Source organism: Actinoplanes sp. HUAS TT8 (assembly GCF_051380535.1).
Classification (GTDB): Bacteria; Actinomycetota; Actinomycetes; order Mycobacteriales; family Micromonosporaceae; genus Actinoplanes.
In genome coordinates this window covers 9,063,755-9,081,181 of the sequence record NZ_CP195646.1, presented here as the reverse complement: position 1 = coordinate 9,081,181, position 17,427 = coordinate 9,063,755, and the positions used below count along the sequence as shown (strand labels likewise).

The 17,427-nt window shown below is 68.7% G+C and carries 17 protein-coding genes and 1 tRNA gene; 7 read left to right on the top strand and 11 right to left on the bottom strand.

The window, feature by feature from the left end:
* Nucleotides 1–9: 9 nt before the first annotated feature.
* Genes ACSHV8_RS40375 through ACSHV8_RS40360 form a run of 4 tightly spaced genes read right to left on the bottom strand, consistent with a single transcriptional unit; the run spans nucleotide 10 to nucleotide 2,708 of the window.
* Entirely contained in the window at nucleotides 10–1,041 is a 1,032-nt protein-coding gene (locus tag ACSHV8_RS40375) for a SpoIIE family protein phosphatase (RefSeq protein ID WP_436524828.1), read from the bottom strand.
* On the bottom strand, nucleotides 1,038–1,442 hold the full coding sequence (locus tag ACSHV8_RS40370) for an anti-sigma regulatory factor (RefSeq protein WP_436524826.1): 405 nt from the start codon (nucleotides 1,440–1,442) through the stop codon (nucleotides 1,038–1,040). Before ACSHV8_RS40370 ends, ACSHV8_RS40375 begins: the two co-directional genes overlap by 4 nt.
* Nucleotides 1,439–1,849, bottom strand: coding sequence for an STAS domain-containing protein (locus ACSHV8_RS40365; RefSeq protein WP_436524824.1), 411 nt, complete (start codon nucleotides 1,847–1,849; stop codon nucleotides 1,439–1,441). Before ACSHV8_RS40365 ends, ACSHV8_RS40370 begins: the two co-directional genes overlap by 4 nt.
* A 1-nt stretch (nucleotide 1,850) precedes the next feature.
* Complete coding sequence (locus ACSHV8_RS40360) at nucleotides 1,851–2,708, bottom strand: STAS domain-containing protein (RefSeq protein ID WP_436537130.1); 858 nt, start codon at nucleotides 2,706–2,708, stop codon at nucleotides 1,851–1,853.
* A 170-nt stretch (nucleotides 2,709–2,878) separates the two neighbouring features.
* On the opposite strand from ACSHV8_RS40360, the gene ACSHV8_RS40355 reads away from it, so the two are divergent.
* From ACSHV8_RS40355 to ACSHV8_RS40345, 3 genes are all read left to right on the top strand, one after another.
* Nucleotides 2,879–3,232, top strand: coding sequence for an STAS domain-containing protein (locus tag ACSHV8_RS40355; RefSeq protein WP_436524822.1), 354 nt, complete (start codon nucleotides 2,879–2,881; stop codon nucleotides 3,230–3,232).
* 110 nt (nucleotides 3,233–3,342) lie between these two features.
* Nucleotides 3,343–3,804 (top strand): large conductance mechanosensitive channel protein MscL, encoded by a 462-nt coding sequence (mscL, locus tag ACSHV8_RS40350; protein ID WP_436537128.1) that lies wholly within the window; start codon nucleotides 3,343–3,345, stop codon nucleotides 3,802–3,804.
* A gap of 63 nt (nucleotides 3,805–3,867) precedes the next feature.
* Nucleotides 3,868–4,098, top strand: coding sequence for a hypothetical protein (locus ACSHV8_RS40345; RefSeq protein WP_436524820.1), 231 nt, complete (start codon nucleotides 3,868–3,870; stop codon nucleotides 4,096–4,098).
* A 75-nt stretch (nucleotides 4,099–4,173) separates the two neighbouring features.
* Here ACSHV8_RS40345 and ACSHV8_RS40340 read toward each other — a convergent pair whose 3' ends face one another.
* Together ACSHV8_RS40340 and ACSHV8_RS40335 are read right to left on the bottom strand one after the other, a co-directional pair.
* Nucleotides 4,174–4,959 (bottom strand): zf-HC2 domain-containing protein, encoded by a 786-nt coding sequence (locus ACSHV8_RS40340; protein ID WP_436524818.1) that lies wholly within the window; start codon nucleotides 4,957–4,959, stop codon nucleotides 4,174–4,176.
* Nucleotides 4,960–5,067: 108 nt separating this feature from the next.
* On the bottom strand, nucleotides 5,068–5,694 hold the full coding sequence (locus tag ACSHV8_RS40335; RefSeq protein ID WP_436524816.1) for a CGNR zinc finger domain-containing protein: 627 nt from the start codon (nucleotides 5,692–5,694) through the stop codon (nucleotides 5,068–5,070).
* 147 nt (nucleotides 5,695–5,841) lie between these two features.
* Here ACSHV8_RS40335 and ACSHV8_RS40330 point away from each other — a divergent pair, with 147 nt between their 5' ends.
* Nucleotides 5,842–6,636, top strand: coding sequence for a L,D-transpeptidase family protein (locus tag ACSHV8_RS40330; protein WP_436524814.1), 795 nt, complete (start codon nucleotides 5,842–5,844; stop codon nucleotides 6,634–6,636).
* Here ACSHV8_RS40330 and ACSHV8_RS40325 read toward each other — a convergent pair.
* Both ACSHV8_RS40325 and ACSHV8_RS40320 read right to left on the bottom strand, forming a co-directional pair.
* The gene (locus ACSHV8_RS40325) at nucleotides 6,544–7,077 is read right to left on the bottom strand and encodes a hypothetical protein (protein WP_436524812.1); all 534 of its coding nucleotides are present in this window, start codon (nucleotides 7,075–7,077) and stop codon (nucleotides 6,544–6,546) included. The two genes, ACSHV8_RS40330 and ACSHV8_RS40325, sit on opposite strands and share 93 nt — an antisense overlap.
* Before the next feature lie 275 nt (nucleotides 7,078–7,352).
* Nucleotides 7,353–9,020, bottom strand: coding sequence for a hypothetical protein (locus ACSHV8_RS40320; protein ID WP_436524810.1), 1,668 nt, complete (start codon nucleotides 9,018–9,020; stop codon nucleotides 7,353–7,355).
* Nucleotides 9,021–9,544: 524 nt separating this feature from the next.
* Here ACSHV8_RS40320 and ACSHV8_RS40315 point away from each other — a divergent pair.
* Both ACSHV8_RS40315 and ACSHV8_RS40310 read left to right on the top strand, forming a co-directional pair.
* Nucleotides 9,545–12,895, top strand: coding sequence for a DUF4407 domain-containing protein (locus ACSHV8_RS40315; protein WP_436524808.1), 3,351 nt, complete (start codon nucleotides 9,545–9,547; stop codon nucleotides 12,893–12,895).
* 100 nt (nucleotides 12,896–12,995) lie between these two features.
* Nucleotides 12,996–14,513, top strand: a complete 1,518-nt coding sequence (locus ACSHV8_RS40310) for an Ig-like domain-containing protein (RefSeq protein ID WP_436524806.1) — start codon at nucleotides 12,996–12,998, stop codon at nucleotides 14,511–14,513.
* A gap of 201 nt (nucleotides 14,514–14,714) precedes the next feature.
* Here the strand turns inward: ACSHV8_RS40310 and ACSHV8_RS40305 are convergent.
* The 3 genes from ACSHV8_RS40305 to ACSHV8_RS40295 all read right to left on the bottom strand — a co-directional run bounded on the left by ACSHV8_RS40305 (nucleotide 14,715) and on the right by ACSHV8_RS40295 (nucleotide 16,228).
* Nucleotides 14,715–14,789 (bottom strand) — tRNA-Lys (locus ACSHV8_RS40305).
* Between the two features lie 276 nt (nucleotides 14,790–15,065).
* Nucleotides 15,066–15,842, bottom strand: coding sequence for a hypothetical protein (locus ACSHV8_RS40300; RefSeq protein ID WP_436524804.1), 777 nt, complete (start codon nucleotides 15,840–15,842; stop codon nucleotides 15,066–15,068).
* Nucleotides 15,843–15,943: 101 nt separating this feature from the next.
* A complete protein-coding gene (locus tag ACSHV8_RS40295; RefSeq protein ID WP_436524802.1) occupies nucleotides 15,944–16,228 on the bottom strand; it encodes a hypothetical protein in 285 nt (94 codons plus the stop codon).
* 326 nt (nucleotides 16,229–16,554) lie between these two features.
* Here ACSHV8_RS40295 and ACSHV8_RS40290 point away from each other — a divergent pair, with 326 nt between their 5' ends.
* A complete protein-coding gene (locus ACSHV8_RS40290; protein ID WP_436524800.1) occupies nucleotides 16,555–17,427 on the top strand; it encodes an alpha/beta fold hydrolase in 873 nt (290 codons plus the stop codon).

Below are 17,427 nucleotides of genomic sequence, written 5' to 3'. Positions count from 1 at the left end.
CGGTCGTGGTCACGGTAGCCGGGCCACGAGAACACCGGCGTCGTCCCGGCGCGTGCCGGCGTCGCGCAGCACCGTGCCGGCGATCACCTCGGGCGAGCGGGTCAGCAGGCCGGGGTACTCCGTCGGGTTCCAGCGGTCCACCAGGCCGTCGCTGTGCATCACCACGACCGCGCCGGGGAGCATGGGGTAGTCGTACTCCCGGATCTGGCGGCGCTGGTGCCCGGCAATACCCGGCATCGAGATCATGCCGCGGCGGGTGCCGTCCGGGCCGAAGACCGTGCCGGCGATGTTGCCCAGACCCGCGTACCGCACCTGGCCGGCCACCGGGTCGAGCTCGGCGACGGCCAGCGCGGCGCCGCGGGTGTGCCCGAGCGTGCGGTGCAACGTCTCGACCACCGCGGCGGGCGACCCCGCCGGAGCCTGGAGAAACACCCGGACCGCCTCGTGCGACGCCGCCGCGGCCAGGCCGCCGTGCCCCAGACCGTCACTGACCAGCAGCTGCCGGCGGCCGTCGACCTCGCGGGCGGCAACCGCGTCGCCGCTCACCGTCTCCCCGGTGATCGGGCGGGTCAGCCCGGCCGACCACGGTGCCTCCGGCGAGTGCTGCGCCCACACCTGCACGGCCAGGACCGTGCCCTTGCCCGGCAGTGAGTACATGTCCCAGCGGCTGGCCTGACGCAGTATCGCGCCGAGCCCGATGCCCAGCGTGCCGGCGGTGGAATGCCCGTCACCGAGGGCGTGGGCCACGTCGGCGATCCCCGGGCCGCTGTCGATCGCGATCAGCTCGACGCCGGCCTGCTCCGGGGTACGGACCGCCCGGACCAGCATGACGCCCTGCTGAGCGTGCTTGACCAGGTTGCCGGCGGCCTCGGCGGCGACGATCGAGAGATCGGCGATCCGGCTCTCGGGGATGGCCAGGTCGGCGGCGAGACGTTCGGCGGTGCGGCGGACAGCAGCGGCTGTCCCGGCGGCCTCCACCCGGAACCAGACCCCTTCGTCGAGGAGCCCTTCGGGTACCGACGCCACCGTTCCTCCGCTCATCGACACCACTTGGTTATGGTGATTGTCGTGCCCTCGCCGGGCGCGGTGTCGATGGCGAACTCGTCGACCAGCCGCCGGGCGCCACTCAGGCCCAGCCCCAGTCCGCCGCCGGTGGTGTACCCATCGGTGAGAGCCAGGTCGAGATCCGCGATACCCGGTCCCTGGTCGGCGAAAACGATGCGGATGCCGTTGCGGACCTCGTTTCGCACCCGGCTCACCTCGACGGTGCCGCCACCGCCGTAGACCAGGGTGTTCCGCGCCAGTTCGCTGGCCGCGGTGACCAGTTTGGTCTGGTCGACCAGGGAGAGCTTGGCATCCACGGCGACGGTGCGCACCAACTGCCGGACACGCACCACATCCTGGTCGGTAGTGACCGGGACCTGCCGGCTCTCCTCGCTCACGACGCGGGCACCGCTGCCGGGTCGGCGTCATCCTCGTCGTCGAACTCGATCGTGAGGCGGCTGCTCGCCAGCATTTCGATGCCCAGGTCGACGTTGAGCGCGGTCCGGATCCCCGGCAGCGACAACCCCAGCTCGACCAGGGTGATCGCCACCGCCGGTCGCATGCCCACCACCACGGTCTCGGCGTCCAGCACCCGGGAGACCGACGCGATGGTGGCCAGTGTCCGGCCGACGAACGAGTCGACGATGTCCAGCGCGCTGATGTCGATGATCACACCGTGGCAACCGGTGTTCACGATCTTGTCGGCCAGGTCCTCCTGGAGCTGCAGCGCGACCTGGTCCTCCATGTCGATCTGGATGGAGACCAGGAGGATGTCGCCGATCTTCAGGACCGGGACACGTTCCACGTCAGCGCTCCGTCCGCTTCGCGGTGACGACCTTGTAGCTCTTCTGGCCGAGCACGTAGCGCAACGCGTCGGCCAGCGAGGCCTTCGTCGCGATGTCGCCGAACTCGATGCCGAGCGCGACGATGGTCTGCGCGATCTGCGGCCGGATCCCGGAGATGATGCAGTCGGCGCCCATCAGGCGGGCGGCCACCACGGTCTTCAGGATGTGCTGGGCCACCTGGGTGTCGACGGCCGGGACACCGGTGATGTCGATGATCGCGTACGGCGAACCTGTGTCCACCAGCGTCTGCAGCAGCCGCTCCATCACGACCTGGGCTCGAGCCGAGTCCAGGGTCCCGACCAGCGGGACGGCGACCACGCCCTCCCACAGCTTCACCACCGGGGTGGAGAGTTCGAGCAGCTGCTCGGCCTGGTCGGCGATCAGGGCCTCACGGACGCGCACGTAGGCGTCGAAGGTGAACAATGCGGCCCGGTCGACGAACGCGGAGAACGCCACGAAGTCCCGCAGGGTCTGTGCGTCGCTCGTGTCACCGATGACCCCGAGAACGGCGTCCTTGAGAGCGAAGACGCTGACCGCGGTCTCGTTGGCCGAGAAGCCCTGCCGGGCGCGGTTGCTGGACAGCTCGCTGAGCTGGGCCCGCAGCTCGCCGGCCTCCTCGTCGGTCAGGTCCCGGGCGCCGCCGGCGAACGCCTGCTGGAAGCCCTTCTGCAGGTCACGGGTCTGGCGCTCCAGCTCGGGGCGGCTCATCCTGCCCTGGAGGTTGGCGCCGGCCAGTTCCGCCCACTGGGCGACCAGCCCGTCGCCGTGCTCCTTGAGCAGGTCCGCCAAGCGGCCTGCCTCATCCGGACCCAGCGCCACCGCAGCCTCCCCCACCACACGAACCGTGCGCAACGGCCGGACTTTACCATCAGCATGTCCGTAAATTGCTGTAGACCAACTAACGGACGAGGTCAAGGCCTTCCTCCCACAGTGCGCGCCATCCCGGCACTTGGAGTACCGTTCAGCAATAACAGCAGGAGGTCCCCGAAATGTCCCTGACGGTGCAGACCGAACAGCGCGGCGACATGGTCGTCGTGTCGGTGGCCGGTGAGCTCGACATGGCTACTGCCCCGCAGTTGCAGGACCAGATCAGCGACCTGCTGGAGAAGGGTCGGGCTCGTCTCGTCTTCGATCTGGCCGAGGTCTCGTTCTGCGACTCCACCGGGCTGTCCGTTTTCGTCCGTGCGAAGAACAGCACCGACGACGCCGGCGGCACGGTTCGACTGGCCGCCCCGCAGCGCGGTGTACTGCGTATCCTCGAGGTGAGCGGGCTGGTCGAGGTCCTGCACACCTACCCGACGGTCGACGAGGCGGTCAGCGCCGAAGAACCGGCACTGGACTGACGCCCGGCGTTTCGACGGACGTACCGGTCGGCGCGTAGTTTGTCGCCGACCGGCAGCGGGAACCCGTTGCCGGATTCGTACCCGGCTTCCAGGAGTTGCTCGTGGGCAAAATGTTCCAAGGCTTCAAAGACTTCATCATGCGCGGCAACGTCGTCGACCTGGCGGTCGGTGTCGTCATCGGTGCCGCGTTCACCACCGTGGTCACCAGCCTGACCAACGGCTTCCTCAAGCCGCTGATCCAGCTGCTGGGCGGTGGCACCGGGCTCGAAGCGGGCAAGTTCTACGTCCGCAAGGTGGAGTTCGACTACGCCACCTTCATCAACTCGGTCATCACCTTCCTGCTGACCGCCGCGGTCCTCTACTTCCTCGTCGTCTTCCCGCTGAACAAGCTGGCCGAGCGGCGTCGTCGCGGCGAGGAGCCCCCGCCGGCGGCCCCCAGCGAAGAGATCCAGCTGCTCACCGAGATCCGGGACGCCCTGGTCGCCGCTCGCGGCGCCCAGCCGCAGCCGGGTCAGGTCTACGGCAGCGCGGTCGACGACGTCCTCCAGCGCCGCCAGGAACCGCCCCGCTGACACGCTGCGAAAAAGATCGCCCCTCCCGGCACGGTTCGAACATATGTTCGATACAGTGCCGGGATGGAGCAGCGTAAGCACTGGTGGAACGGCAAATGGGGACGTCTCGCGCGGAAGGACGTCTACCTGCGTACGAATGGCGACCAGTGGTATGTCGAGCAGCGCGCCGGCGGCTCCGACGGCACATCCCACTTTTTTGAGTACGACAGCGAGGACGCGGCCCTCGACATGATCCGCGCCCTGCTCAACGGTCCGGACGAGTGGCGCGAGCTGTCCGTCCGCCCGCCCCGCTGATCCCGGCCGGCTCTCCCCGTGGTCACTTCGACAAGTCGCGCTGACCACCTCGAAAGCCTGCCGATGACCGGCGAGTCAGGCGGCCCGGTGCTCGTCGCCGGCCGAGCGACGGGCGGTGAGCGGCCCGGCCGGCGGCACCAGCCGCAGCCCGGGACGGCGCACCACCGGCGCCTCCGCTTCCTCCGTGGCCGCACCGTCGAGCCGCCAGCCGATCCCGGCCCGCGCCCCCGGCGGCCGCACCGACCCGCCGACACCGCGGGACAAGGCCACCACCAGCAGATATCCGGCGATCACGAACCCGTGCCCGACCAGCCGCGTGACGTCGACCCGGCCACCGGTCAGATCGTTGAACGAGAGCAGCAGCAGCATCCCGACGAACGCGGTGAGCATCGGCACCAGCCCGACCGGCCGGGTCCGCCGCAGCGCGATGAAAAGGTATCCGGCGCCGACGGCGACGTTCCACGCGGCCGACTCGTTCCAGATGTGCCCGGCGGCGGCGGACGACCCGAGGTGCACGTGCGCGCCCGACCCGCCGCCGATCTGCGCCAGGCCCAGGATGATCTGCACCGCGCCGACCAGCGCCAACGCCACCCAGAGCAGGGCCGCGACCGGGACCCGGCGACGCCACGACGGCGCCGCGACCGGCCGGGCGGGCAGGGCGGCCAGGATCGCCGCGCTCAGATCCGGCGCCGCGGGCACCTTCGCGGTGAACGTCAACCGGTTCACCGCCGCGGCCGCGTCCAGCCACTCCCGGCACCCCGCGCAGCCGGCCAGGTGCTCGTCGACCAGCGGCCGCAGGGCCGGGTCGTCCTCACCGTCCAACTGCGCCGACAGCATCTCGCGCCACCGTTCACACGCCATGTACCCATAGTCGCGCGAGATCGGCTCGTGGTTCCCGCCGGTTGCGGTTGGTGGGGGCTTGACGTCGTACGCGATCGGGCTGGTTTTGATGTTGGTCGTGCGGGCCCGCTAATAACCGTCGTGGCCGCGGCCGACCTCGATCTCCTGGCTGTGCCCGAGCAGCCGTCGCCGCTCCCGGAACGCGCGCAGGTTCGCCGTGTTCCCACACGTGCTGACGTCGTGCCAGACCCCGCTGTTGTTCCGCGAGGTGTCGAAGAACGCGGCCCGGCAGACCCCGTTGTGACACAGCTTGAGCCGCGGCCACACCCCGGCCTGCTGAGCGAGCAGGGCCTCGGCCCAGAGCGCCGAGGCCAGCCACCGGGTGCCCCGGCCGGTCGGCACGACCCGGACCCAGCCGGCCGCATCCGGCGCCAGACTGACCGCCACGTCGGCCGGCGGCATCGAGCCGGGTGGCTCCTGATTCGACCCGGCGAGCACCACCTGCTCGAAAGCGGACCGCAGCCGGCGCAGCGAGCGCAGATCGCCCGCGGAAAGCAGCAGCGTCGGGGCCGGCAGACCGGACACCCGGGACCACGAACCCAGCGCGTCGGTCACCCACCACTGGGCATCCTCGACGAGTCCGAGCAGGTCAGGACCGTAGGACATGGCCGCGCGGGTGTTCAGCAACTCCTGAACGAGGGCGAAGCCACCGGGCGCCTCCCGCACGCCGTGCCGAGCACTCGCCTTCCACGACATAGTCAAAGACTACTTGACTCTTTTTCACACCCTCTGTCCACAAGCACGAAGATCACCCACCCGGGCGGGTGGACGATCGGGCATGATCGGTGGACGGTTGTAAATGGGTCCCTAGACTGGCCCGGCCGATCAGTGTGGGAGGTCTCGGTGCGCAGAGTTCTGGCGATCGTGGTCGCCGCGGCGACAGCACTGACCCTGGTCAGCGGCTGCGACACCGACTCGGGCACGCCGAGCGCGGAGGGGACACCGACCGCTGCTCCCTCGGCCCAGCCGTCCGTCCCCGGCCCGACGGCCGCGCCCTCGACGCCACCCTCGGCGCCGGCCACGACCACACCACCGGCCCCGCCGCGCAAGCTCAAGGTCGGCGCCGAGGGTCCCGACGTGCTCGCCGTCCAGCGGCGCCTGACCGAGCTGGGTTACTGGAACGGCAAGGCCGACAGCAAGTTCGGCGACAGCACCCAGCAGGCGGTCTACGCGCTGCAGAAAGCGGCCGGCATCGGCCGCGACGGCACGATCGGCCCGAAGACATATCAGGCCCTGGCCGCCGGCATCCGGCCCAAGGCGAAGTCGACGAGCGGCCGGCTGGTCGAGATCGACCTGAAGAAACAGCTGCTCATGCTCGTCGACAACGGCCGGATCACCCAGATCCTCAACACCTCGACCGGGTCGAACGAGTATTACCAGCAGAAGGGCGAGACCTACCTGGCCGACACCCCGCCCGGAAAATTCACCGTCGGCCGGCAGATCGACGGCTGGCGCAACGCCCCGCTCGGCCTGCTCTGGCGCCCGAAATATTTCAACGGCGGCATCGCCGTGCACGGGGCCGGCAGCGTGCCGCCCTACGCGGCGTCACACGGCTGCGCCCGGGTGTCGATCGCCGCGATGAACTGGTTGTGGAACAGCGATGCGATCCCGCTGAAGACCAAGGTCTGGGTCTACTGATCCGCTCGGCTGCCGCTGCCCCGGCAGCACGGCCGGGCCCGCGAGCGACTCCACGCCGACCGGCGGGAACGCCTCGCTGTAGAGCTCGGCGCACAACACCACGCCCAGCCACGGCACCCACGGGCCGCTGAGCATTACCGGCGCCGACCGCCCACGGATCCGCAGAGCCACCGACCACTGCGGCGGATCGCACTCCACCCCGGTCAGCGCCCGCAGCGACCACTCCCGCTCGCCCACCAGGATCCGCTGATCGGTCACGACCACGATCCGGCGCCCGTCCCCGGCCACATCGGCCGGGAACCATCCGAACTGCCGCTCACCCACCCGCAGCCGCACGGTCGGCGCCACCGCGGCCGGCCGCCCACCCCGCTCCACCAGCGCGGCGAGCAACACCATCGACCGGAACCCGGCCGCGCGTTGCTCCTCGTCCCACCCTGCCACGACACACTCCGATCCCGGACGTGCCGCCGGCCGGCCCCATTCCCGCCGACACACGCCTCATCGACCCTCGCACGAGAAAACGGCGCTGACCAGCTGATACACACCTGCGGGCGCCGTTTTGCCCGGTCAGGCAGTTCCGGTCGGAACAACCCGCTTACCCCGACCGGGTGCCCCGGGCGGCGGGGGTGTTCACCGGCCGTACGGCGAAATCGTCTTTAAAAAAGAAAAACCCCGGCCGGGCAGCGCTGGCCCGGCCGGGGTTCGAGAACTCGGCGTTACTTGACGGTGAAGGTGGTGACGGTGGCTTTGCGGTTGTAAGAGCGGATCACGATGTCGATGGCCGCGGTCTTGGTGCCGAACGTCGGGAAGTGCCAGCCGTTGATCGGGCTGGTCTGGCCCTTGACGATGCCCGACACGCGCCCGGTCGTGGTCACCGTGAGCCGGCGGCCGGACGTGTGCTTGAAGGTCAGCGTGGTGCCGTTGACCTTGCCCGAGACCAGCGTCCAGCCCGGGGCCAGATGCCAGTGCTGCCGCCACAGGGTCGACTTGGGGAACACGTCGCTGACCTGCATCCGGTGCGCGTCCCGGCTGACGTTGACGTTACGCGTGTGCGGCGTGTTGTAGACGTCGTCGGTGATCGTCCAGGCGTGCGCGGAGGACTGCACCTTCGACGCCTTCACCTTCGCGGTCTTGCCGGACTTCACCACGCCGCCGTTCGGAACCGCGACGTTGTGGCTGGCCGGACCCACCTGCCAGGTGTACCAGGCCGAATTCTTGTCGTACGTGTACTTGCCCGGCCCGACCAGCACCCGCGCGCCCAGAGTCGACCAGGTGACGCCGCCGGCCCGGTCCTCCTGGCCGTGCGCGCGCCGCGGCGGACCATAGCGGACCGTGTAGTAGCTGGTCAGCTTGTCGGTCCACGACCAGCGACCGATGATCGTCCCGGTCTGGTCGTCGCGCAGCGTCCGCGCCGTGGAATTCGCGGCCCGGCCGGTGCTCTCCTCCGAGTCACCGATCTGCACGATCTTGCCGTCCGGCTCGGTCTCCCACGCGAACGCGCTCCAGGCCGCGTTGACCGCCTTCTGCAGCGTGGCCGCGGCCGTCGCGGTACCGGGCGACGCGGCCAGCACGGCAGCCGCCTGCCCCCACAGCGTCGCGTTGACACCCTGATAGCCGGACGCCTGCTCGAACGACAGGCCGACCTTGGAGAACGCCTGCGGCGCCTCAGAAGTCAGCCGCTTGACCGCGGTCGCCTTCCAATCCGCCCGGCCCAGCAGATCGCCGGCCCGGACGAGCTGCAGGTTGGCCATCAGGCCGTGATTGTGGACCGGCGCGTACGGCGGGCCGTAGTAACGCTTGCCCAGCAACACCGCCGCGTCCGAGGCCATGCCCGGGACCAGCTCGTCCGCGTGAGTCAAGGCGTACAGACAGTTCTCGCTCTCCAGCCGGCGCAGGGCAGTGCCCTCGTCCCAGCCGGAAGCATTGGTGCCCGGGTCCGGGTCGTCCTTGTGGAACTGCACTGCCTGCGCGACCAGAGTCGCCAGGGACTCCTGCTGGTTGTCCATCGCCGCGCGCCGCGCGAGCGACTTCATCCACATCAGACCCTGGAAGTCGAGCCGCCAGGACGGATCCGTGACCGACGGATTCCGCCAGGTCGCGGCACTGACCTGACCGACCGTGAACGGTGCTGCGGAACCGATCTGGACGACGATCGGCTCACCGTCCGGCACCGGATTCGGGGCGGCCGAACCGCAGCCGGCCGACGCGGTCGGGTCAGAAGGGTCAGCGCTGGCGCCGAACGACAGGCCGGTCGTCGTCAGCGCGTCGTAGGTCGAGGGGTCGACCGGAATGACATGTGGACCGTCGGCATGAGCCGCGACCGGATCCACGAACAGGACACCAGCGGCCAGGGTCGCCATCATCAGCGCCCGGAAAGTCTTCACTTGGGATCACACCGTTCCATCTGCCGGCGATCGGCGTCCCCCGCCATTTCATAGATCGCCGATGAGCGGCCATCCCATCAGAAGAAGATTCGGATATACAAGATCCTTGAGGTCTGAATGTGGTGGAACTTGTGGTCACGATCAGGTGGCCGGGCATCCGTGCCTCACTCTCCGCGGATGCAGCGTTGCCGTCAGTGAGTATTGATCGGAGCCTAAATTTTTGTAGCGCGGCCTTTTTTCTTCGCGATTTATGGGTCACCGCCGCTATTTCTCGTGTCGTGCGCCGATCACCGTCCACATCGGCGTTGGCACGAATCGTCACGCGAGAGCGGCTTTATCCGACAGTCGCCTATTTGAACTGTGTCGCGGTCGTACGCAGGGCAAAGTATCGATCAATCGAAATGTTTCCAGCGGCCACGATGCGAGAAAAAGAGTGCCCGGGATTTGAAGCGGTGGTTACTCTTCATCCACCTAATTGATCACCGTCAACCGCATGGGTTTCCGAAGCGGAAGCGAGGGTTTTGGTGAGGTTTCAGGAGCGAATCGCCGTTCTGGGCGGGGCAGATCCGGCGCATCCCTTGGAATCGGACAACCGCGTTCGCCACACGGCCGTCGGCATGCTCCTGCTCACCATCGCCGCGTGGGCGGCCGTCGCGGCCACCGCCGCGTTCCGCAGCAACCTGCATGCGCCGTGGCCCCTCGCGATCGGTGGCGGGCTCCTCATCGCGCTCGTCGTCTTCAGCATCGACCTGCTGGTCACCGTGACACCGCTCAAGGACGGAAAGATCGGTTCCCGCGTACGACTCGTCGCCGTCCGCGGGATGTTGTCGCTGACCATGGGGCTGGTCATCTCGCACGCCACGATCCTCTTCATGTACCGCGACACGCTCGCCCACATGGTGTCGGACCGGAACTCGGCGGCCGTGGCCACGACGACCGACGAGATCATGCGCACGTCGAAGTACACGCCGGCGATCGACCAGGCCACCAAGCGCATCACCGAGGACAAGGCCAAGATCGACGCCGAGGAGAAGAAACTCGCCGACGCGCAGGCGACCCTGGCCGCGAAACAGAAGGCATGGTCGGACGACCACGTCTGCGTCAACGGCAACCGGGCCGCCAACGGCGACACCTGCGGACCCGGCCCGAGCTCCGATCAGCTGCTCCAGCAGGCCAAGGACTTCAAAGCCACGCTGCCGGCGATCGAGAGGCGCCACGACACGCAGATCGGCCTGCTCAACTCCGACATCACCGCCCAGCAGAAGACCGTCGAGACCGACACCAAGGCGCGCGAGCAGGAAATCAAGGACGCGGTCGCCGCGACCCTGGCCGACACCGGCCTGGCCGCGCAGACCGACGCGCTTGTCGAACTGCTGAAGCACGACCTGTTCGCGTGGCTGTGGCCACTGTTCTTCATCGCCATCGACCTCGCCGTCGCGCTGATGAAGGGCATCCTGCCGGAGTCCGACTTCGACCGGGCCCGCCGCGAGCGCCGCATCCTCACCGACACGGTGAACGCCGCCGTGCTCCAGTCCCCGAAGATCGCCGAGCTCACCGAGTACGCGGCGGCCAAACAGGCCGAGATCTTCAAGGCGCGGCTCGACCACGAGACCGCGCGGCAGGTGGCGGCCCTGACCGGCAGCGGCCCGGCACCCCGCGGTCCCGGTCGGCTGCGCCGCCGGTTCGTCGTGGCCGGACTGATGGTGCTGGTGGTCGGCGGTATCGCGGCGGTGGCGGTGCTGGGCGGCCGGGGCGGTGGGGTGGTGACGCCGGCGAGCCTGCAGGCGCGGGGCGGGCAGTCCATCGCGCTGCGCGACGGGCTCACCCTCTACGTGCCGGAACGGGCGATCAGTGACGACGCCCCGGTGAAGGCCAGCTATCAGACGTCCCGGCCGTGGGCCGGGCACGTACCGATGTCGGCCGGCGTCGAGTTCACCACCAGCGGCCAGGTGATCGGCCGGCCCGAGCTGCGGCTACCGGTGCCGGCCGACCTCCAGGACGCGGCCGAGGCCGGCGAGCTCCAGCTGGCCTTCGAATCGGACGACCCCAGCGGCTGGACCCAATACCCGGTGACGTACGACGCCACCACGCACACCCTGGTCGGTGCGCTGACGCACTTCTCGAAATGGCAGTTCTGGGAGTGGGACTGGCCGACCCTGCTGGCCGGCGTCAGCCAGTCGATCGGCGAGTGGACCGGCCGCCGCGCGTCCGACACGCCCCGGTGCGACCCGGGAAAGAAGGTTCCGGCCTGGTACAACACGTCGGCCGGCATCACCGACGCGGCGGCCATGGTGGTGCGCTCCTGCGTGCAGGGCCACGGTGACGACGGCGTGCTCGACGTGCAGTTGGTCAACAACCGGCCGTACGGGCTGATGCTGCACTACAACGGCGCGAAGGTTAAGTGGGGCTGGCACGAGTCGGCCGGGATGCTGCCGGACGCGTTCCGCAACGTCATCGGCGACACCGCGGCCGGGTCCCACGGGCTCTATCTGCCGCCGCTGTCCCGCGCGTCGGTCGGCATCCTCGACGTCGGCAACGGCAAGAACCACACCTTCTCGATCACACCGACCGCCGCGACGATCACCGCGGACATGTTCAGCATCATCGCTCAGCAACTGCTCGACGTCGGTATCAAAGCCGGCGCCGACAACTACGTGAAAGACGTCTTCGGTGCGGCCGCGGCCACCGAGTGCTCGAAAATGGTCGTCAACACCGACATCACCGACAAGAGCGCCCTCTACAAGGTGATCACCGGCGACGGACCCAAGTGCATCAAGCAGATCCTGGTCATCGCCGCTCGCAACGAGATCCAGCAGAAGTCGGGAATGGACCTCGCGACGATCGGCCGGCTCAGCACCGGCATCAGCAAGATGACCGGCCTGATGGCGCGCGGACTCCCGGAGATCGAGAACAAGCTCGGCGACGTACTCGACTTCACGGTCGACCAGAAAGCCGCGGCCGTGCCGAGCCTGGGCTTCGGGTTCAGCGTCCTCTCGCACTACACGTACAACGAGCCGGCGAAGCCCGATAACACCGTTGAACCGGGCGATGACCAGAACACCGGGAAACCGTCGACCGTCGGTCCGCTGTCGTTCCAAGTAACCGGCTCGTGCACAACCGCGAGCGGCAAGCTGTCCAGCACCTCGTCCGGTTTCACGGTCGGCGGTCGCTACAAGGTCGAGGCACGGCGGCCGGACGGATCCGCGTACACCGGGATCGTCACCGACGGGACCGTGCGCGCCGGCGGCAAGGTCGTGTGGACGTGGCCGTGCGCCGGCGACCCGGCGGGCACCTACACGACACGGGTCACCGACACGAGTACCAGCCGCACCACCGGCTGGGTCTCGTTCCGGATCGGCTCGGCACCGACCACGCCGCCGACCACCACATCACCGCCGGCGCCGGCGCACGACGTCAAGGCGTACGACAACTACGGGCCGGTCACCACCGCCGGCATCCCGATGTGCGCGGGCAACCCGGGCCGGCCCGAGTCGCTGCCCGGCGGCTCGGTCACCCAAACCTTCACGGTGCCGGCCGGAGTCGCCTACCTCGACCGGGCCACCGTGCAGATCGACGTCAACGTGTCGATGACAGTCCGCGCGGCACTACTGGTCGGTGGCGTGGAGCAGGCCTCGGACGAGCAGATCGCCGACAACGACACGGTCTTCATGTTCTCGCGCGTCCGGGTGCGGGCGGGGGACACCGCCGCCCTGAGGCTCACCTGGACGGCTACGAAGGGCAAGCTCGACACCATCTACCTGACCGGCAACCCTGGTGGGCACTTGACCATCGTCAACACCTGCTCGGATGGTGCGCCCAGCCTCGACCGCACCAATATCGGTCTGCGGGCGGTGGTCGGTGGTCGGTCGGCTTGACCGGGGCGCCCCTAAAACCGAGGGCCTGCGCTGCTCCGGCCCAGCCGTGCCCACTTCGTGATCATCTTTTATCTCTTCGCTGGTCGACACCATCGATCCGGTGCCGTACCGTCGTCGCATTGTTCTCGCCATGGGGGATGCGGCGTTGAAGACGCTTCGCGCTGCCGCGATCGCGGCACTGTCCAGTTCCTTGATCCTTACCGCAGGCACGCCGGCATTCGCCGACGACGCCCCGGCCGACACCACCGCGCCGGTGATCGACAACATCGGCCTGACCGATGGCCAGGTTTACAACCAGATGTCGGTGTTCCAGCCGACGGTGCACGACGACACCGGCGTGATCATGCTGGAGACGCTCGTCGACGGCGTTCGAAGCCGCAAGTTCTCGGTCACCCGGACCGGCACGCGGGTCGGGGTGGACCTCACGAGCGTCCCGGACGGGACGGAGGTGGAGATCAAGCTGCGGGCCTACGATGCGGCCGGGAACGTCGCCGAGAAGACCGTGCGGGTGATCGCCGACATCAACGTGCCGCACGCGAGGATCTCCCCAGCGAGCGGCACGGTCATGCACAGCGGACCGCTGACGATCACGGTGAACGACCTGCCGGCGGACATCGCCAAGGTCGCCCTGTATGACACGGGCACCGGTAAAAACCTGGACGTCCGCACCGAGGCGCCGTGGACCTTCGACCTGACGACCGTGCCCGGAGTGAAATTCGTCAACCTGCGGCTGACCGATGTCCGCGGCAACCTCGGCGGTGCCTCGGCCAGCTACGCGATCGACGACACGCCGCCGGTCATCTCCGACCTGGCCTACAGCCGGGAGTCCGTCGTGAGCGGGGTCCCGATCAACGTCAAGGTCACCACCGCCGGGGCCACGATCGGCCCGGTCGGCACGCTGACCGCCACCGCCACCGATCTGACGCTGCGGAAGACCGAGTGGTACGTGGACGGCGAGCTGAAGTCGACCGGCTCCACGCTGAACTGGGACGACCGGGCCTCGACGCGGACGTCCGCGACCATCGAGATCCGTGCCACCGACGCGCTCGACCAGACCACCAGCAAAGTGTTCCCGGTGACGATCGACCGGACCGGCCCGGTGGTCACCTCACTCACGCCGGCGCAGAACGCGCTGGTCCGAGGCTCGTACTTCGTGACCAACAGCACGGTCAAAGTCCCCTCCGAGCTTGTCGACGCGGAACTCGTCGGGCTGCCGAGCATCGCCAACGCGCCCGGCGGTCTCGCGATCTACCCGAAGAAGGACGGTCCGCTGACGTTCACCTGGTGGTATGTGGACAAGCTGGGTAACCAGTCGTTCGCGTCCCGCACGGTGATCGTCGACAACACGCGGCCGGCGCTGAAGCTGACCAAGGCACCGAAGAACCAGGCCAAGCTGAAGGGCAAGGTGACCGTCACCGCCACGGCGAGCGACAAGAACGGCGTCGCCAAGGTCCAGTTGCTGGTCAACGGCAAACTCGTCGCCACCGACTATCGAGCCGGTTACGCCTTCTCGATCAACACCGCGAAGTACGGCAAGACTTTCAAGATGCAGCTTCGCGCGTACGACCGTGCGGGCAACTACATCTACACCACGACCCGCACCTATCGCCGGGGTTGATCGAGCCGTCGAACGCCCCGGGCCCCGCGCCCGGGGCGTTCTCGTTTGTCCGGGCGCCTCTGAAGTCCAGCGGCCAGGTTGGGAGCGACTGCGGCTCAGTCCCGCGGTGTCGTGCCGACACAGGTCGCTCCGGACCTGCCGAACAGAGTGACCGAAGGGTGCCTTCAGTAAGGCTTTAACCAAAATATGTGCTGGTCAGTGTGGTGGGCCGCCAGGGACTCGAACCCTGAACCTAAGGATTAAAAGTCCTCAGCTCTGCCATTGAGCTAGCGGCCCGCAGCGTTCAGAGTACCGGCGAGCGACCTTGCGGCCCACTGGGATACCCCGACATAGGTGTTTCCGCAGCTCAAGCGGCATTTAGCGTGTCGTCGTGTGCGCCGTGAACCAGCGGACAGCAACGCCATAGTTCGCAGACCATGAGCAGGATGCCGGGCCGTCTGGTGGTCTGGGGAACCAGCACCACACCCGCCCGGACTCACCGTCGCTGCGCAGGTCGGCATGCTGCTCGACGGTGGTGTCGGTTCTGATGACCACGGATGTCGCGGGTGAGGGTCATGCCATCCGGTGGGCCCAGGTCAGGCGTAGTGCGGTAGCGGTCCAGTGCTCAACGGCGGGTCGCAGCCGATGCTCGGCGGCGTGCCGGGCCGCCACGACGGCTTCGCCACGGAACCGGTCGCGGATCGCAGCGGCATGCTGAAGGTCGTCGCGGGCCGCCCGTTCCGCGACAGCGGCCTGAGTGTGACACCGCCGTCGATGACCGGCGATCGCCCGGAGAACGGTCAGTTCCTGGTCCACGGGGTGCAGCCACCGGTTCCAGCCATCCCGGCCGGACGACACGGCCACCATCGCCGTGGCGGGCAAGTCACCGCAGGCGACGGCGGCGGACACGCGGCGATGCAGCATCCGGGTCCAATCGGTGTATTCGGTTGTGGTCTTCGCCGCCCACGGGGTGGCGAACGCCGTTGCGGCACGGGCCCGGCCCACCTGCTGCTCGGCCGCCTGCCAGGCCAGCCACATCTCGTCCGTGCGCTGCCCGGCCTCACACCAGAGGACGTGCCGGTGCTCAACCACCACGCCGGCGTGGGTCAGCGCGACCCGGGCCTGCTCGGCGCGGTGCATCGCGGCGAGGGCGTCACGCCGGGCCTGTTCCCGGGCTTCGACGTGGCAGCGCAGCAGGTCCACGATCGTCATCAGCAGCCGGCCGGGGCGGTGCACCGCGTGCGGACTCGCCAAAAGCACGACTGCGGGAACCGCGGCCACCATCAGCATCATCCAGATGACCATCGGGGCCATCGATTCGGACAGCAGCGTCTGCGGCAGAGAATTCACTGTTGAAAATCCTTATTGGAATGACGAACGGGGGGGGCGGACAGCGTTCAGCCGTCGACATACATGGGGCATTCGGCGGGCGGCCCGCCTTGAGCGCCTGTTTAAAGGGCGGTGGCGGGCGGCGCGCGGGAGACACCGACCGACACGGTGCTCTGCGATGCCAGGATCTGCTCACGGTCGATGGCCGCGCCCGCAGTTTCCGCCTTCTCGACCGGGGCGCCATGCGCCTGCTCGGCCGAGTCACTGCGCGACGCACAGGCAACCACGGCGGGCGGATCGGCCGGCGACCGGTGCACACCGGCCGTGGCCGGCGCGGCAACCAGGACCAGCGCCAGAAGAACGGGCAGACAGCGGCGGAGCGCGCCGCGGGCCACGTTCTTGATCACGTCGCCCACACTAGGAACCGACCCGCATCGCGCCTGGCCGACACGCGCAGCACCACAGGGTGACGCCCACACGGTGACCGTTCGGGGCCGGCGGGCGCCGGGACCAGGCTGCTCGACCTGGACTCGGTTCGGCGTGCTTTGTGCGGCATCGCAGTAGCTCGGTCAAGGCCCTTCCTGGCTTTCGCGCACCGGCACGAACCCCTGATTCGGACACTCCCCTTCAATACGGCTGATTTCGGCTCTCAAGCGTCTCTCCATGACGACTACGATCGATGCGAGAGCCGAGCGGCCTCCGTCGAAACTGGCCGGCACTTCGGAGATAAGGGATGGCCTTGGTGACACGGGTTGAGGTCAGGATCGACACCAGGGTTCTCGCGGTTGAGGTGTGCGGTGCATCGGACGGGGTTCCGGTGTTCCTGCTGCACGGCACCCCCGGATCGAGCGCCGGACCGCGCCCCCGCAACAGCGTCATCTATCGGCTGGGCATCCGGCTGATCAGCTACGACCGGCCGGGGTACGGCGGCTCCACCCGCCTGCCGGACCGCAGCGTGGTCGACGCCGCCGCGGACGTGCAGGCCATCGCGGACCGGCTGGGTGTTGAGCGGTTCGCGGTGGTGGGTCGTTCCGGCGGCGGGCCGCACGCATTGGCGTGCGCCGCGATGTTGCCGCACCGGGTGGGGCGAGCCGCGGTCCTGGTCGGGCTCGCACCGAGGGACGCGGTTGGCCTCAACTGGTACGAGGGTATGGCCGAGTCGAACGCCCGCACGCACGTTACTGCTGACCAGGGCGCCATCGACCAGCTGCGGGAGCTGCGGGCACTGGCCGAGCAGACCGCCGCCGACCCGGAGAGCCTCATCGAGGAGTTGCTGGCGCAGATGTCCGGCCCGGACGTGCGCTTCATGCAGAGCGTGCTGTACCGGCGGTTGCTGGCGAAAAGCTACGCCGACGCGCTGCGGGTCGGCCCGTACGGCTGGCTCGATGACATTCTGGCGTTTCGCCGCGACTGGGGGTTCACGCTCGACTCGATCGTGTCGCCGGTCCGGCTCTGGCACGGCGCGCATGACACGTTCTCGCCGGCCAGCCACAGCCGGTGGCTGGCGCAGCAGATTCCGCGCTCGGAGGTGCATGTGCAGCACGACGCGGCCCACTTCGGCGCGGTGGAGGTGCTGCCGCGGATCCTGGCGTGGCTGACGGCCTGA

Excerpts from the sequence above, each read along its gene's own strand:
- ACSHV8_RS40375 (WP_436524828.1), bottom strand. The coding sequence starts at position 1,041 with ATGAGCGGAGGAACGGTGGCGTCGGTACCCGAAGGGCTCCTCGACGAA.
- ACSHV8_RS40355 (WP_436524822.1), top strand. The coding sequence starts at position 2,879 with ATGTCCCTGACGGTGCAGACCGAACAGCGCGGCGACATGGTCGTCGTG.
- mscL (WP_436537128.1), top strand. The coding sequence starts at position 3,343 with ATGTTCCAAGGCTTCAAAGACTTCATCATGCGCGGCAACGTCGTCGAC.
- ACSHV8_RS40345 (WP_436524820.1), top strand. The coding sequence starts at position 3,868 with ATGGAGCAGCGTAAGCACTGGTGGAACGGCAAATGGGGACGTCTCGCG.
- ACSHV8_RS40340 (WP_436524818.1), bottom strand. The coding sequence starts at position 4,959 with ATGGCGTGTGAACGGTGGCGCGAGATGCTGTCGGCGCAGTTGGACGGT.
- ACSHV8_RS40335 (WP_436524816.1), bottom strand. The coding sequence starts at position 5,694 with ATGTCGTGGAAGGCGAGTGCTCGGCACGGCGTGCGGGAGGCGCCCGGT.
- ACSHV8_RS40290 (WP_436524800.1), top strand. The coding sequence starts at position 16,555 with ATGGCCTTGGTGACACGGGTTGAGGTCAGGATCGACACCAGGGTTCTC.